Annotated in this window: 13 protein-coding genes; 6 read left to right on the top strand and 7 right to left on the bottom strand. The window is 35.9% G+C overall.

Translation table 11 applies throughout. The features are described from left to right. Positions 1-2: 2 nt before the first annotated feature. The 6 genes from uvrA to AS161_RS02205 are packed head-to-tail and all read left to right on the top strand — an operon-like array spanning position 3 to position 6,854. The gene (gene uvrA / locus AS161_RS02180; RefSeq protein WP_164541638.1) at positions 3-2,780 is read left to right on the top strand and encodes an excinuclease ABC subunit UvrA; all 2,778 of its coding nucleotides are present in this window, start codon (positions 3-5) and stop codon (positions 2,778-2,780) included. A gap of 60 nt (positions 2,781-2,840) precedes the next feature. Further along, positions 2,841-3,425 (top strand): RdgB/HAM1 family non-canonical purine NTP pyrophosphatase, encoded by a 585-nt coding sequence (gene rdgB, locus AS161_RS02185; protein ID WP_164541694.1) that lies wholly within the window; start codon positions 2,841-2,843, stop codon positions 3,423-3,425. Between the two features lie 39 nt (positions 3,426-3,464). Then, complete coding sequence (hutI, locus tag AS161_RS02190) at positions 3,465-4,658, top strand: imidazolonepropionase (RefSeq protein ID WP_011994675.1); 1,194 nt, start codon at positions 3,465-3,467, stop codon at positions 4,656-4,658. Between the two features lie 6 nt (positions 4,659-4,664). Then, positions 4,665-5,036 (top strand): NusG domain II-containing protein, encoded by a 372-nt coding sequence (locus AS161_RS02195; RefSeq protein ID WP_011994676.1) that lies wholly within the window; start codon positions 4,665-4,667, stop codon positions 5,034-5,036. Continuing rightward, complete coding sequence (locus AS161_RS02200; protein WP_238374584.1) at positions 4,967-5,503, top strand: Gx transporter family protein; 537 nt, start codon at positions 4,967-4,969, stop codon at positions 5,501-5,503. Before AS161_RS02195 ends, AS161_RS02200 begins: the two co-directional genes overlap by 70 nt. A 34-nt stretch (positions 5,504-5,537) precedes the next feature. Further along, positions 5,538-6,854 carry a GH1 family beta-glucosidase gene (locus AS161_RS02205; protein ID WP_164541639.1) on the top strand — a complete coding sequence of 439 codons (1,317 nt, stop codon included), beginning with the start codon at positions 5,538-5,540 and terminating at the stop codon, positions 6,852-6,854. Between the two features lie 61 nt (positions 6,855-6,915). Here the strand turns inward: AS161_RS02205 and fliY are convergent, their stop codons facing one another. From fliY to AS161_RS02240, 7 genes are read right to left on the bottom strand one after another with little or no spacing between them, the layout of a single operon-like run. Further along, a complete protein-coding gene (gene fliY, locus AS161_RS02210; protein ID WP_164541640.1) occupies positions 6,916-7,989 on the bottom strand; it encodes a flagellar motor switch phosphatase FliY in 1,074 nt (357 codons plus the stop codon). Next, entirely contained in the window at positions 7,986-8,975 is a 990-nt protein-coding gene (gene fliM, locus AS161_RS02215) for a flagellar motor switch protein FliM (RefSeq protein WP_164541641.1), read from the bottom strand. Before fliM ends, fliY begins: the two co-directional genes overlap by 4 nt. A gap of 45 nt (positions 8,976-9,020) precedes the next feature. Further along, on the bottom strand, positions 9,021-9,545 hold the full coding sequence (locus AS161_RS02220; RefSeq protein ID WP_164541642.1) for a flagellar basal body-associated FliL family protein: 525 nt from the start codon (positions 9,543-9,545) through the stop codon (positions 9,021-9,023). Positions 9,546-9,547: 2 nt separating this feature from the next. Further along, a complete protein-coding gene (locus AS161_RS02225) occupies positions 9,548-10,420 on the bottom strand; it encodes a flagellar motor protein MotB (RefSeq protein ID WP_164541643.1) in 873 nt (290 codons plus the stop codon). Next, positions 10,420-11,208 (bottom strand): motility protein A, encoded by a 789-nt coding sequence (locus AS161_RS02230; RefSeq protein ID WP_011994683.1) that lies wholly within the window; start codon positions 11,206-11,208, stop codon positions 10,420-10,422. The genes AS161_RS02225 and AS161_RS02230 overlap by 1 nt, the downstream gene beginning before the upstream one ends. Before the next feature lie 46 nt (positions 11,209-11,254). Beyond that, complete coding sequence (locus AS161_RS02235) at positions 11,255-11,458, bottom strand: flagellar FlbD family protein (RefSeq protein ID WP_011994684.1); 204 nt, start codon at positions 11,456-11,458, stop codon at positions 11,255-11,257. A 45-nt stretch (positions 11,459-11,503) separates the two neighbouring features. Beyond that, on the bottom strand, positions 11,504-13,816 hold the full coding sequence (locus tag AS161_RS02240; RefSeq protein ID WP_164541644.1) for a flagellar hook-basal body complex protein: 2,313 nt from the start codon (positions 13,814-13,816) through the stop codon (positions 11,504-11,506). Positions 13,817-13,850: the final 34 nt, after the last annotated feature.

Genomic DNA, 13,850 nt, shown 5'->3' on the forward strand with positions numbered 1-13,850 from the left:
CAATGGAAAAAATCATTGTAAAAGGTGCAAGAGTACATAACTTGAAAGGTATCGATGTGGAGATACCGAAGAACAAGCTCGTTGTCATTACTGGGCTTTCGGGTTCTGGTAAGAGCTCTTTGGCAATGGATACTATTTTTATTGAAGGACAAAGAAGGTATTTGGAAAGTTTATCAACTTACGCAAGACAGTTTATAGGTGAATTGAAGAAGCCAGATGTTGAAAGTATTGAAGGTTTATCTCCATCTATAGCTATAGACCAGAAAAGTGTTTCTCACAATCCAAGGTCGACTGTTGGAACAGTGACTGAAATATACGATTATCTAAGAGTTCTATACGCTCAAGTAGGACTTCCACATTGTCCACATTGCGGGCGAGAATTACAAAAGATGTCCGTAGACGAAATTGTAAATAATATGCAAAAACATTTTGAAAACAAAAGAGTTTTAATTCTTTCCCCAATTGCTCGTGAGAAAAAAGGGACTTTCAAAGAAGAGTTCAACGAATTTATAAATCGCGGTTATACAAGAGTGGAAGTTGATGGAAAGATTTACAGACTCGAGGAAGTGCCAGAGCTAAATAAAAATGTTAGACACAATATTAATTTAGTTATTGACAGAATATATTTAAGTGAAGCTGATCCGCATAGATTGTTTCAGTCAATTGAACTTGCACTTAAAGAAGGTAATGGTTTTGTTTTAGTGAAGACAGAAGATGGGAGCCATGAACATCTTTACTCTGAAAAGTTGTCTTGTCTATCTTGCGGTTTCTCAATGCCCGAAATTACACCTAAACTATTTTCTTTTAACAGTCCATATGGTGCGTGTCCTGATTGTCATGGCCTTGGTTTTAAATTAGAAGTAGATGAAGATTCTTTATTCGAAGAAGACAAATCGGTAATTGAGGGTTTAAGGATTGGTCATAAAGCGGATGGATGGCTTCCAAGAAGACTTGAAAGAATTGTTAGAGAGTACCATGGTGATTTAAATAAACCATTTTCTGCTCAACCAGATGAAGTTAAAGAAGCTATTTTGTATGGTACTGAATATTTCGAAGGTATAGTTACTCTTGTCAAGGAAAGATACGAAGAGTATACCTCGGAAGAGACTCGTGAGTGGCTTGTGGAGAATTTCTTTGTTGAACGAACCTGTCAGTCGTGTAAAGGTAAAAGATTGAGACCGGAAGCATTGAGTATAACAATAAACGGTTTGAGTATAATAGATTTTACAGAATTACCCATTTCCAAAGAACTTGCGGTTATAAGAAAGTTACCGGAGGTTATAACACCTAAGCAATACGAAGCTATAAAAGAGTTGCTGAATGAAATAGAAAAAAGGTTTGACTTTCTTGAGCAAGTTGGCTTAGGATATATATCACTTTCAAGAAACGTGCGTACACTATCTGGTGGAGAAGCTCAAAGAATACGTTTGGCGACGCAGATAGGTTCAAAGCTGACAGGCGTTATATATGTTTTAGATGAACCTACGATAGGATTGCATCAGAGAGATAATGATAGATTGATAAATATGTTAAAGCAACTTCGTGACCTTGGAAATACAGTTCTCGTTGTTGAACATGACGAAGATGTTATAAAAAATGCAGATTATGTTATAGACATAGGGCCTCGCGCTGGTGTAAACGGTGGAGAGGTTGTCTTTGCTGGTACTGTAGAAGAAATTATAAAATCAGATAAATCTTTAACTGGTAAGTATTTATCAGGTAAGATGAGGATAGAAATACCACATCAAAGGCGAAAAGGAAATGGTAAATCTATAAAGTTAATTGGTGCAAGACATAATAACTTGAAAAACATAACAGTAGAGTTCCCACTTGGGACTTTCATAGTTGTTACAGGTGTTAGTGGTTCTGGGAAAAGCTCACTTATCTTAGATACACTTTATCCTGCGATAGCAAACAAACTTTACAAAACTAAATACGAAACGGGTGAGTACAGTAAAATAGAGGGAATTGAAGAAATCGATAAGATTATTGCGATAGACCAATCACCTATAGGAAGAACACCACGTAGTAATCCGGCAACGTATACAAAGGTTTTTGACGCTATTCGAGATTTATTCGCAATGACTCCGGAAGCCAAAGCGCGTGGATATGACAAGGGAAGGTTTAGTTTTAACGTGAAAGGTGGAAGATGTGAAGCTTGCGGAGGGCAAGGTGTAGTTAAAATTGAAATGATGTTCTTACCAGAAGTTTACATTGAATGCGATGTTTGTAAGGGTTCACGATATAATTCTGAAACGCTTGAAGTTACCTATAAAGGGAAAAATATAGCCGATGTGCTTAATATGACTGTGGATGAAGCTCTCGAATTTTTTGCAAATATACCAGCAATAAGAGATACACTGCAAGTATTATCAGACGTTGGGTTAGGTTACATAAAACTTGGTCAACCAGCAACGACTCTTTCCGGTGGTGAAGCTCAAAGAGTTAAACTTGCATCTGAATTAAGAAAGAAGGCAACAGGTAGAACGCTTTATATTTTTGACGAACCAACGGTTGGATTACATTTTGACGATGTGAAAAAACTGATAGAAGTTTTGAATAGACTTGTAGATAAGGGTAATACAGTAATTGTTATAGAGCACAATTTAGATGTTATAAAATCTGCAGATTACATAATAGACCTTGGACCAGAAGGTGGCGAAGAAGGAGGTTACATTGTCGCAACTGGTACACCTGAAGAAATAGCGCAATGTGATAATTCTTGGACTGGAAGATATTTGAAAGAAGTACTTAAAATTTCTGAAAGAACGACTGCTTAAATAATTAATAATTTTATGAAATAATTTTGTGGAGGGATTGGTTTGGGTTTTAAAATTTTCATGGCAAGTAAAAATGTGCACAAATTACATGAGATTAAATTGATTATACCTGATTTTGTTGAATTATTGAGTATAGATACAGAAATGGACGTTGTTGAAGACGGAGAGACTTTTTTGGAAAATTCTGTTATAAAAGCCATTGAGTATGGAAAACATATCGATCAACCGGTTATAGCTGATGATTCGGGTTTATCTATTGACAGTCTGGACGGTTTTCCTGGAGTTATGTCTGCGAGGTATATGGAAAATGCAAGTTATGTAGAGAAAATGGAAAGTATTTTGCAACTTATGAAAAACTTTAGAACACCAGAAGAAAGGAAGGCAAGATTCGTTTGCTCAGCTACATATTTTAATCCATTAAACAAATTCTTAATTTCCGTAGAAGGTTTTGTTGAAGGAACTATAGCAACTGAAATACGTGGCAGTCATGGATTTGGGTATGATCCAATATTTATCCCAGCAGGATACGATAAGACTTTCGGAGAACTCGGAGAAGAAGTGAAGAAGAAAATTAGTCATAGAAGTGTGGCCTTTAAAAAGCTTTTCGATATGTTGATAAAAATTGGGGAACTTCGACAAATTTAATTGTTCAAAATAGTTAAAATGTTTAAAGAGGTGTTCTATGTGCTAACGATTCATGCTGAAAGATTAATTACCCCTATTAAGCAGCCAGTTAAAGGCATAGAAATGAAAAAAATTGAGGAATTATTTGATGTTGATATAGTTATAGAAGGTAAAAACGTTATCGATATAAGAAAACACAAAAATGCTGATATAAAAGCTAAGATGGTAACGCCTGGATTTTTTGATGCACACACTCATATCCCATTTGTGGGCTCACGTTCGAAAGAGTTTTTGATGAGAGCACGTGGGAAGAGTTACATTGAGATACTAAAAGCTGGTGGAGGTATTCACTTTACATCTGAATTAGTTAGAAAAAGTACAGAAACAGAATTATTTGAGCAAGGAAAAAAGCAAATCAAAGAACTTACGAAACACGGAGTTATAGGTATTGAGTGCAAGAGTGGTTATGGGCTTGATATAGAAAATGAGTTGAAGCAGCTTAGAGTAATTAAAAAACTTAATCATGAGATGAAAAATAAAATTGTTGGTACGTTTCTTGGGCTTCATGCAAGACCAAGAAGCGATTCAGGTAAGACAACGGAAGAGTATATCTCTGATATGAAATCAATATTGACGTTAATTAAAAAAGAGGAGCTTGCGGATTTTGTCGATGCGTTTGTTGATAAAGGGGTATTCTTACCTGAAGAAATCAAAGATTTTATTGTTGAAGCGAAAAATTTGGGCTTTAAGATAAGGCTTCACGCAGATGAAATTGAGAACGTTGGCGCGGCGAGATTCGGAACGCAAATCGGAGCTGTGAGTGTTGACCATGTTTTAAAAATAAACGATGAAGATATTTGGGTACTTTCAGAGAATGAAACTTTTGTTACTTTAATGCCTTCTACGAGTTTTTATCTTGGTGAATCATACGCACCTGCGAGAAAAATTATCGATAGTGGTATAGGAGTTGCGTTGGGCTCGGATTTCAATCCCGGTTCATCACCTATTTACAATCCAGCGTTTGTTATGCATCTTGCCATAAGATTTTTGAGTATGGAACCAGAGGAGGTTTTAAATGCGTACACTGTGAATAGCGCATACGTGCTCGGTTTAAAGTCTGGAGTTGTAAAGCCTGGGTATCCTGCGGATCTTATTTTATGGAATACAAACGAATTTCTTGATATACCATACATGTTCCAAACGAATTTTGTTGATAAAGTTGTCATTGATGGGGATATTTTAAGTAAGGAGTAATATTAGATGCGTAAGGATTTTAAAAAGGCGGATTTTGTAATCTTTGTGGTTGTTTTATCTATAGCGGTTATTTTTTTAGTAGGTAAAATCTTTAGAAAAGTCGATAATTACAAAGGGGTAGTTGTTAGAATTTCTGGAAAAGAGACGTACTATTTTGATAAACCAGGTGAATGGAAAATTAATAACGAAGATGGTAAATATATAACCACTTTACACTATGATGGGAATTTTATTTGGGTGACGGAATCGAATTGCCCAGATAAAATATGTGAAAAGACCGGAAAAGTTAAACCTGGAGGAAGTATAATATGTGTCCCCAACAGAACGATAATAGAATTCAAAAAGGTAAATCAGAATATAGACGTCGAAACGTGGTGATATTCGGCTTATTTATTGCGATTAGTAGTGTTGTTTATGTTGTTGAAGGTATAATCCCGTTTCCAGTTCCTGGTGGGAAGTGGGGATTTTCAAATTTTATAGTTTTATATCTATCTTATTATAGTTCCTTATCAGATGCTTTACTTCTTGCGGTTTCAAAATCACTTTTGGGCTCCATTCTCTCTGGTACCATATTCACACCAGGTTTTTTTATGGGTTTTTTTGGAAGTATTGCTTCTGCCATGGTACAGAGTTTGGTTTCAAAAACAAAAATATTTGGGATAACAGGTATAAGTATAATAGGAATGGTTGCGAATAACATAACACAATTTTTTGTTGGTAGTGTTTTAATAAGTTCGAAAGCTATTTACAGTTTGTTACCGATAGTACTTTTCTTTGGTAGTTTTTCAGCGATTGCAAACGCTTATTTGGCGCTTCAAACAGCACGATTAGAAATAAAGAATTAGATCTTATTGGATTTTTGATATTGGGGGTGAGAATATGATAAAACGTTCAGATTTTCCGAAAGATTTCTTGTTTGGAACAGCGACTGCAGCGTATCAAATAGAAGGTGCGGCAAAGGAAGATGGTAAAGGACCATCTATTTGGGATGTTTTTTCCCATACACCAGGTAAAACATTCAACGGTGACACTGGTGATATTGCCTGTGACCATTACCATAGATTTAAAGAAGATGTAGCTATAATGAAGGAAATAGGTCTTAACGCTTATCGTTTTTCAATTTCTTGGCCTAGAGTTATGCCAGATGGAAAGAACAATAATCAAAAAGGTATCGATTTTTACAATCGACTAGTGGATGAACTTTTAGAAAACGATATCATTCCATTTATTACTCTTTACCACTGGGATTTGCCTTACGCGTTGTACGAGAAAGGTGGATGGCTTAACGACGATATAGCAATGTATTTTAGAGCCTACGCAACACTCATGTTTAATGAACTTGGAGATAGGGTAAAACATTGGATTACATTAAACGAGCCATGGTGTTCATCTTTCCTTGGATACTTTACTGGTGAACATGCGCCAGGTCATCAAAATTTGCAAGAGGCTTTGATAGCAGCACATAATCTTTTGCGTTCGCATGGGCATGCTGTACAAGCATTTAGAGAAGAGGTAAGAGATGGAAAGATAGGACTTACGAACGTTGTTATGAAAGTGGAACCAGGTGATTCAAGACCGGAAAGTTTCTTTGTAGCTAGTTTGGTTGACAAAGTAATCAACGCATGGTTCCACGATCCTGTTATCTTTGGAAAATATCCTGAAGAAGCTGTTAAAAATTACGTTGAGATGGGGCTTAATGTTCCTGATAACGATTTTGACATTATATCAACACCTATAGATTTCTTTGGTGTTAACTACTATACTCGAACTCTTGTTGTGTTTGATGAAACAAATCCAATGAAATTTTCTTATGTTAGCGGTGATTTACCAAAGACGGAAATGGGTTGGGAAATTTATCCACAAGGTTTATTCGATATGTTAATCTATCTCAAAGAAAGGTATAGGTTACCACTTTACATAACAGAAAATGGTATGGCTGGACCAGATAAAGTTGAAAACGGTAAAGTTATAGATGATTACAGAATAGAATACCTAGAGAAACACTTCGAAAAAGCACTTGAAGCTATAAATGCTGGTGTTAATTTGAAAGGATATTTTATTTGGTCGCTCCTTGATAACTTTGAGTGGGCTTATGGGTATTCAAAAAGATTTGGTATAGTTTACGTAGATTACAACACACAAAAAAGAATTATGAAAAAGAGTGCACAATGGTTAAAAGAGTTTTTGAAAAGATGAAATCATAGATAAATAAATCGGTCGGTTTTTACCGACCGATTTTATTGATTTATATGTTTATTCACTTCAATCCATATAATCTCTCTTTTGGGCTGACGATTTCAGTAATTCTTACACCGAAGTTTTCATCTATAACAACAACTTCCCCGTGCGCAATAAGTTTGTTGTTTACATAAACATCAACCGGCTCACCGGTAAGTTTATCAAGCTCAATCAATGAACCAACGCCAAGCTCCATAATCTCTTTGAGCGATAATTTTGTTCTGCCCAATTCGACAGTTACGTTTAGAGGTATATCAAATAGCAATTGTAATCTTTCGTCCATAACTTGTGTTTGCTCTTGAACTGATGGGGATTTTCCAAAGTCTTCAAATTGTACAGGCCTTGCTGCAACGGCTGTTTTTTCTTTGTGTATTGGAGCACTTGGTATACTTTGTGTTTGTGTTTTTTGAGTTTGAGAAGTAGCTTTTTGCTGTTCAGAACTGCCGAATATCATTTCGTACAATTTTTTCACAAATGGTATGGGCATTGCTAGGAAAAATTTTGCAGGTTCTAAATCTTCTATTGACATTGTGAAATTAACTTTTGCTACTTTATCAGCATCTTCCCCGATTGGTGGAAATTTTGTTTCCGCGTTGTCAAAATTAAGAATTTCAATGGTCGGAGGTGTTATATTTACGCTTTTTTTAATCATGTCAGAGAGGGATGTAGCAGCAGACCCCATCATTTGGTTCATTGCTTCACCAACAGCACTTAATTTCATCTCGTCTAGTTCATCGCTCTCAACTTTTCCAAGTCCTCCCATCATGATATCGGCAATCTCAGCGGCGGTCTTTTTTTCAAGAACAAGAGCATTTAATCCTTCAACTGCACCTTCAAAATGTATTATAACAGTAACTTTTTCTCCAGCAATTTCACTTCTTAAATCTTTAAGAGTTTTTACCTCAACTTCGGGTATTGAAATATCAACTTTTCTTCCAAGTATACTTGAAAGAGCTGTAGCACCACTGCCAAGGATTATGTTGCCGACTTCACCTATCATGTCTTTTTCTATATCAGTTAGCGATTCGTTACCTGTTAATTGTCCCAATAATGCATCTAACTCTTCTTGGGAGAGGAAATCGTCTGCTATCATTCTTCTTCACCTTCCTCGATAACTTCAGTAATTTTTACTGCATAGTTACCTTTAAACTGCCCAGGCTTACCAAGGAACTTGGTTTTACCATTTACTTCTATCTTTATTGGGTCATCGTAGTGTTCACGCAATCTAATTACGTCACCTACTTCCAAGGTTAATATTTCACCTAGCGTTAGTTTAGTTTCTCCAATTTTAGCAATGACATCTAGCTTTGCTTTTTTTATGTTAAGCTTAAGATTTTCTACTAATTCTTGTGTAACTTCTTTCTGTTTTATTTTAAACCAACTTTGTGTCGTTAATTTTTCACCTATTGGTTCAATTACAGAAGATGGCCAACATATGCTCATGTATCCTTCGATTTTTCCAAAATTCACGAAAAAAGTTACCGCAAGTACCATTTCATTGCTTGGAACAACTTGAACAAACTGAGGATTTGTTTCCGTTGATTCAACGACAGGTATAAATGGATGAACGGAAGCCCAAGCTTGTGAAAGAGAAGTTAAAATATTAACTATTTCTTTCTTTATAATTCCTATTTCGATTTCCGTTGGTACTCGCTTAGCATCGATAACTTCCCCAGGTCCACCGAGCAGAACGTCTAATATACCATAGAATATCTCTAGATTAATATTCAGAATAGAGCTTCCAACGAATTCCCTAGCTGTGAAGATGGTTATAAAGGATGGATTTCCAATCGATTTCATGTATTCATCGTATGTTAACTGGTCTATTCCAACGACATTTACGGATGTGAATGACCTTAACTTTCCTGAAAGATAAGTGGAAACGCTTCTAGCAAAGTTTTCATGAATCATTTGAACGGTTCTAATTTGCTCCTTTGAAAACTTTTGAGGGCGCAAAAAATCATAGGTACGGATTTTTTTCTCTTCGCCCTCCTTTTTTACTTCCTCTATATTAACTTCTCCTTGAGATAACGCAGCCAATAAACGGTCTATTTCTTCCTGGCTGAGAACATCTGACAAACAAATCACTCCTGTTTTATTTTCTTAATTTTTAGGTTTTATGCTTTATTGAACGCTACTTATTGATTTCACATATATGTATACATTAATTACCCCGAATTTTTCCTTTTCACCTGTAAATCCTGTTATTTCATTTACCGCTTCCCTAATTTGTTTTTTCAATAAATCAATACCTGCAGGTGTCGTTAACTCGAATCTTTCTTTGCTTAGAAAAATTATGCTCAACGCGTCCATTATTTCATCGTTTTTGTCTGCGACTGCTGCACGACAAGGTTCGCTACCAACGAGAAGTGTTAATGAATCGATTACAACAACATCTCTTCCACCCTTTAACATAAATGTTTGAAATTTTCCAGCTTGAATCACAACGGCTTTGATTTGAGTTGGAGCTGTTACCTGTTGTTGTTCTTGTTGTTGTTGTGGTTGTTTATTTTGGCCAAGAAGAAAGAATACTGCTAAAGTAACGACCAACGAAACTATCAAAGGTATTCCTACCAACTTTAAAATTCCCATTATCGGATTAGGTTTTTTACCACCTTGTTCTTGTTGTTGTTCCATTTCTTCTGGCATCTTTATCCACCTCTCGTTTCTCTTTTTATCATTATTTCGATTTTCCTATGTTTTCTCCTTGTATTTTCTATATCCTCATTGTATTTTGACGTAATTTGTGCCCTTTTTGTTTGATATTCTTCTAATGATATTTTACCATTTGCATAATCATTTTGAAGTTTTGAAATATCAAAATCAAAGTTTGCTTTTAAAGATTTCAACTCCTTGTTAACATCTACATCGCCTTTTCCAATTGGTACAAATCTGTCTGGAGCATAAAAATAATCAATGTCAAACAATCCAGATCGAATATCAGCAAGTCTCAATACATACCTTTTTTGTTTAAGTTCAGTGAGCATGAAATTAACAACGGTAGAGGCACGTGCGCTACTTAAATGCCAATTTGATGGGTATATCGAATCAGGCGTCAGAGGTCTATCATCGGCATATCCGCGAACTTCAATAATATTTGAAGTGTGTTCGATTATTACCGCTCCTAACTTTTCAATAATTTCTTTGGCTTCTGCTGTAAGTCGTGCACTTGCTGGTTCGAATATTTTAAAATTTGTCAAAGTTATTAAAGTACCTTCATCTTTGTCTTCTATAGTTATTTTTCCCTTATATTCTTCTGAGATTCTTAATAATTCTTGATAAACCCCTGGTTTACTTGAGATAAGCGCCTCTTCGCTAAGTGTTTGACCACCAGTTAAAACGCTTGGTGGATTACCTTTTAACGCAACGGTTATACCTACAACTACCTGTTGGAATTTACCGGGAGTTATTGTCGACATTGAGAATAACAAAACGAAGAACGTCAAAAGTAATGTAACCATATCTCCGTATGTATTAAGCCATTCAGGAACGGACTTACAAACACACTTTTCCTTTTTAGCCACTAAGCACCAGCTCCTTGGACTTGTGCTTCATACTTTGTCCTTTCCTGAGATGGTAAATAAGATTTCAACTTTTCCTCAAGCACTCTTGGGTTTTCCCCAGCTTGTATAGATATGATGCCTTCTAATATCATTCTTTTGAAAACTTCCAAATCAGCCGCCCTTTTAGCAATTTTTTCTGCAACTGGTATTCCAACAATGTTAGCAAGGATAGAACCATACAATGTTGTTATAAGCGCAACCGCCATCGATGGTCCCAACGTTTCAGGGTTGTTCAAACTTTTAAGCATTTGTATAAGACCAACCAAAGTACCTATCATTCCAAATGCTGGTCCAAATGTTCCAAGTGAGTCAAAAAAAGCTTTTTGGTCCATCATTTCTGCTGTTGCCATATCAATTTCGATTTCCATCATGTTCCTCAAAACTTCGGGCTCAGTTCCATCAACGACAAGTTGAATGGCTTTTTTAAAATATGGATCTTGGATTTCTTCTATGTTAGCCTCAAGTGATAGTAAACCTTCCCTTCGAGCTTTTTCGGAAAAACTAACAAGCGTTCTCAACGTGCCAACGTAATCTATCTTTGGCTCTTTTATAGCTCCCATTATAACTTTTACTATACCAAAAACAACATTCTTTTTGTTTGCTGTAATGGCAGATGAAATAGCACCACCCACTGTAATTACTAATGATGGTATATTAATAAATGTCGCAAAGTCACCTGAACCACTTATTATACCATAAACCATCATTCCAAATCCTAAAACAACACCTATAAGAACAGTTATATCCACCAAACATCACCTACCGTATGATACATATAATGTTTTTTCGATTAAACTATTCTTCTGAAGGTCTTGGTGGTAAAATTATTTTTTTCTTATACTCAAGCACTCTTTTTACTACTTCTTCAACAGGTTCGGCAACGATGTATTTTTTTCCATTAAATAATGTAATTGTCGTATCCGGATTTGCTTCTATCTTCTCAATGTATTCAGCGTTCAAGTAAAATTCTTTTCCATTAAGTCCTGTAAGTCGAATCATAATTATCCTCCGTATATGATTCTAAGATATTTTAAGCTATTTTCATTATCTTCTGAGGTTTACAACCTCTTGTAGAATTTGATCTGCTGTTGTTATTGTTCTAGCGTTTGCTTGGAAACCTCTTTGAGCAATTATCAATTTTGTGAATTCTTCCGAAAGATCAACATTTGACATTTCAAGCGCACCTGCTACAAGTGAGCCAAAACCACCTTTACTTGGTTGACCTATTCTTGCTGTGCCACTATTTGCACTTTCACCGTATAGTGAGTTTCCAAGTTCTAATAAACCTGCTGGGTTGTTAAATGTTGCAAGTGCTACTTTTCCAAGTACGTCAACAAGTCCGTTTGTGAACGATCCGATTATGTCACCATTTTCTGATATTGAGAAAGATTCAAGTACCCCTTGTGCATTACCATCTTGGTTTTTTACGAATGCATCGGCAAGGGCTGCAAATTGAGTCATACTGTTTAAATCAAGTTTTATCTTAACAATACCGTCTCCATTTTCGCCAGCATTGAACAATATAGCATCTACATTTTCACCTTCCGAAATTCTACCAGTTGATGGATCAAATGAATTAACTCCAAGAAGTCTACCAGTTTTATCGAATCTTAATACTCCACAAGTACCACCGGTGATTTCGGTTGCTGTATCATAATTAGATAGGTATTTTATGTTTTCACCAGATGCGCTTCTGATTCTAAATGCCCAAGCATTTTCATGGTTTCCATACACAGATGCAAGTTTCACAAAATCGATATAGAGTGTGTATGGATTACCTAACGAATCGTAAACTTGGGTTGATGTTGTGTAGAACGGGGATTTAAATGAAACAACAGAGAAATTAGTTGGATTATCTGCTTCATAGAATCTTGGCTCACCAGCACCTGGTATTGTTATCATATCAACCTTTGAAGGTTGATATATTTCGTCGATGTAAGAATTACCACTTATAAAATTATCATCGTATATCGTATTTGCACCGTTTGTTAAAAGTACGTTATAAGTTCCTATAACATTTCCGGAAACGCTGTCTCTTACTGTTCTTATAACACCGTATTTTCCTTGAGTATATTCAAATGATATACGACCATTAGCACCATCAGTTGTCGCTGTTACAACTTCTGAACCAAAGACTTTACCGTTTATCATAACCTTTACCCTATATTGTGTTCCTGGGGTCAAAGCTGCATCTGATATACTCTGAGTCCCAGAACTTGTTATATTTTGTGGTGCTATAGCCACAGGTGTTCCATCAAGGTTTTCAACTACGTATTGAACTGTAAAATTATTTGAAAGTTGACCATTTGCTGTTGATGCTACTGTTTGGTAATCAAATTGCATATCAAGTGGAACCACTTCTTGTGTTGACGCGGCAATTTCTACACTGTAAGTTTGACCATCAACAAGTTTTTCAGATGTTATGGCTTCTGTGACCGAACCATTTAAAACGTTCCTTGATAATGTGTCAACAATTTTTCCATTGCTATCTCTGATAATAAACAAATAGTTTCCGTCTTGTTGTTGAATAGGATTAGTTAAGGTCAAAGCTCCACCGGAAGCTGTACCCGATAATTTTTGTTTAATTGCTCCAGCATTTACAACATTACCAAATTTGTCAAATTTTATATAAACTTTTCCATCTACTTTATCGTCCAAATTCGCATCTATTTTCCCTAAGTACACTTGATAATCGCTAAAAGTATCCTGAAGTGCTCCAAAGTCTCTTTCAAACGAAACTTTCGTGTTTATGGTTCTACCACCGTAACCGTTTATTGCAATGACAAATTTTTCAGGGCCAACGCGTGCATCCAAATTACCGGCCATGGTCATTCTTGTTGTTTGCTTGGCTGCCATACTTAGCCCGGAAGAAATTTGTATGTTACTAATGGGCTTATTAGTATCAACGTACCTTCTTCCAGACATGGGATCTACTTCTGCAACCCAACCTTGTAATTTTAACCCTGTTGTTGGTTGAACAATGGTACCGTTCAAATCAAGGTCAAAGTTACCGGCACGTGTGAAAAATTGTCTTTGCCCGTTTGAAAGTATAAAGAAACCCTCGCCTTGAATTGCTAAGTCTGTTTTTTTACCTGTATTTTGGAAGCTTCCCTGGTTCATTATTTTATCGATAGAAGCTACCCTTATACCGTAGCCTATCTGTTTTGGGTTTGTTCCACCCGTGCTGTTTGTTGCTCTTCTTGACATATCAAGAATTTGCGAAAAATTAGTTGCGTACGTTACACGTGCGCCTTTAAATCCTATGGTATTTACATTCGCTATATTGTTACTTACTACATCAATTTCTTGTTGAAATCCTTGTAAACCTGAAACACCACTGTAGAGCGATCTCATCATACATAGTTCACCCCTCTATAAGATTTTTATTATT

The organism is Fervidobacterium sp. 2310opik-2 (assembly GCF_011057735.1).
Taxonomy (GTDB): Bacteria; Thermotogota; Thermotogae; order Thermotogales; family Fervidobacteriaceae; genus Fervidobacterium; species Fervidobacterium nodosum.

Excerpts from the sequence above, each read along its gene's own strand:
- uvrA (WP_164541638.1), top strand. The coding sequence starts at position 3 with ATGGAAAAAATCATTGTAAAAGGTGCAAGAGTACATAACTTGAAAGGT.
- rdgB (WP_164541694.1), top strand. The coding sequence starts at position 2,841 with ATGGCAAGTAAAAATGTGCACAAATTACATGAGATTAAATTGATTATA.
- AS161_RS02195 (WP_011994676.1), top strand. The coding sequence starts at position 4,665 with ATGCGTAAGGATTTTAAAAAGGCGGATTTTGTAATCTTTGTGGTTGTT.
- AS161_RS02200 (WP_238374584.1), top strand. The coding sequence starts at position 4,967 with ATGTGTCCCCAACAGAACGATAATAGAATTCAAAAAGGTAAATCAGAA.
- AS161_RS02205 (WP_164541639.1), top strand. The coding sequence starts at position 5,538 with ATGATAAAACGTTCAGATTTTCCGAAAGATTTCTTGTTTGGAACAGCG.
- fliY (WP_164541640.1), bottom strand. The coding sequence starts at position 7,989 with ATGATAGCAGACGATTTCCTCTCCCAAGAAGAGTTAGATGCATTATTG.
- AS161_RS02220 (WP_164541642.1), bottom strand. The coding sequence starts at position 9,545 with ATGCCAGAAGAAATGGAACAACAACAAGAACAAGGTGGTAAAAAACCT.
- AS161_RS02235 (WP_011994684.1), bottom strand. The coding sequence starts at position 11,458 with ATGATTCGACTTACAGGACTTAATGGAAAAGAATTTTACTTGAACGCT.
- AS161_RS02240 (WP_164541644.1), bottom strand. The coding sequence starts at position 13,816 with ATGATGAGATCGCTCTACAGTGGTGTTTCAGGTTTACAAGGATTTCAA.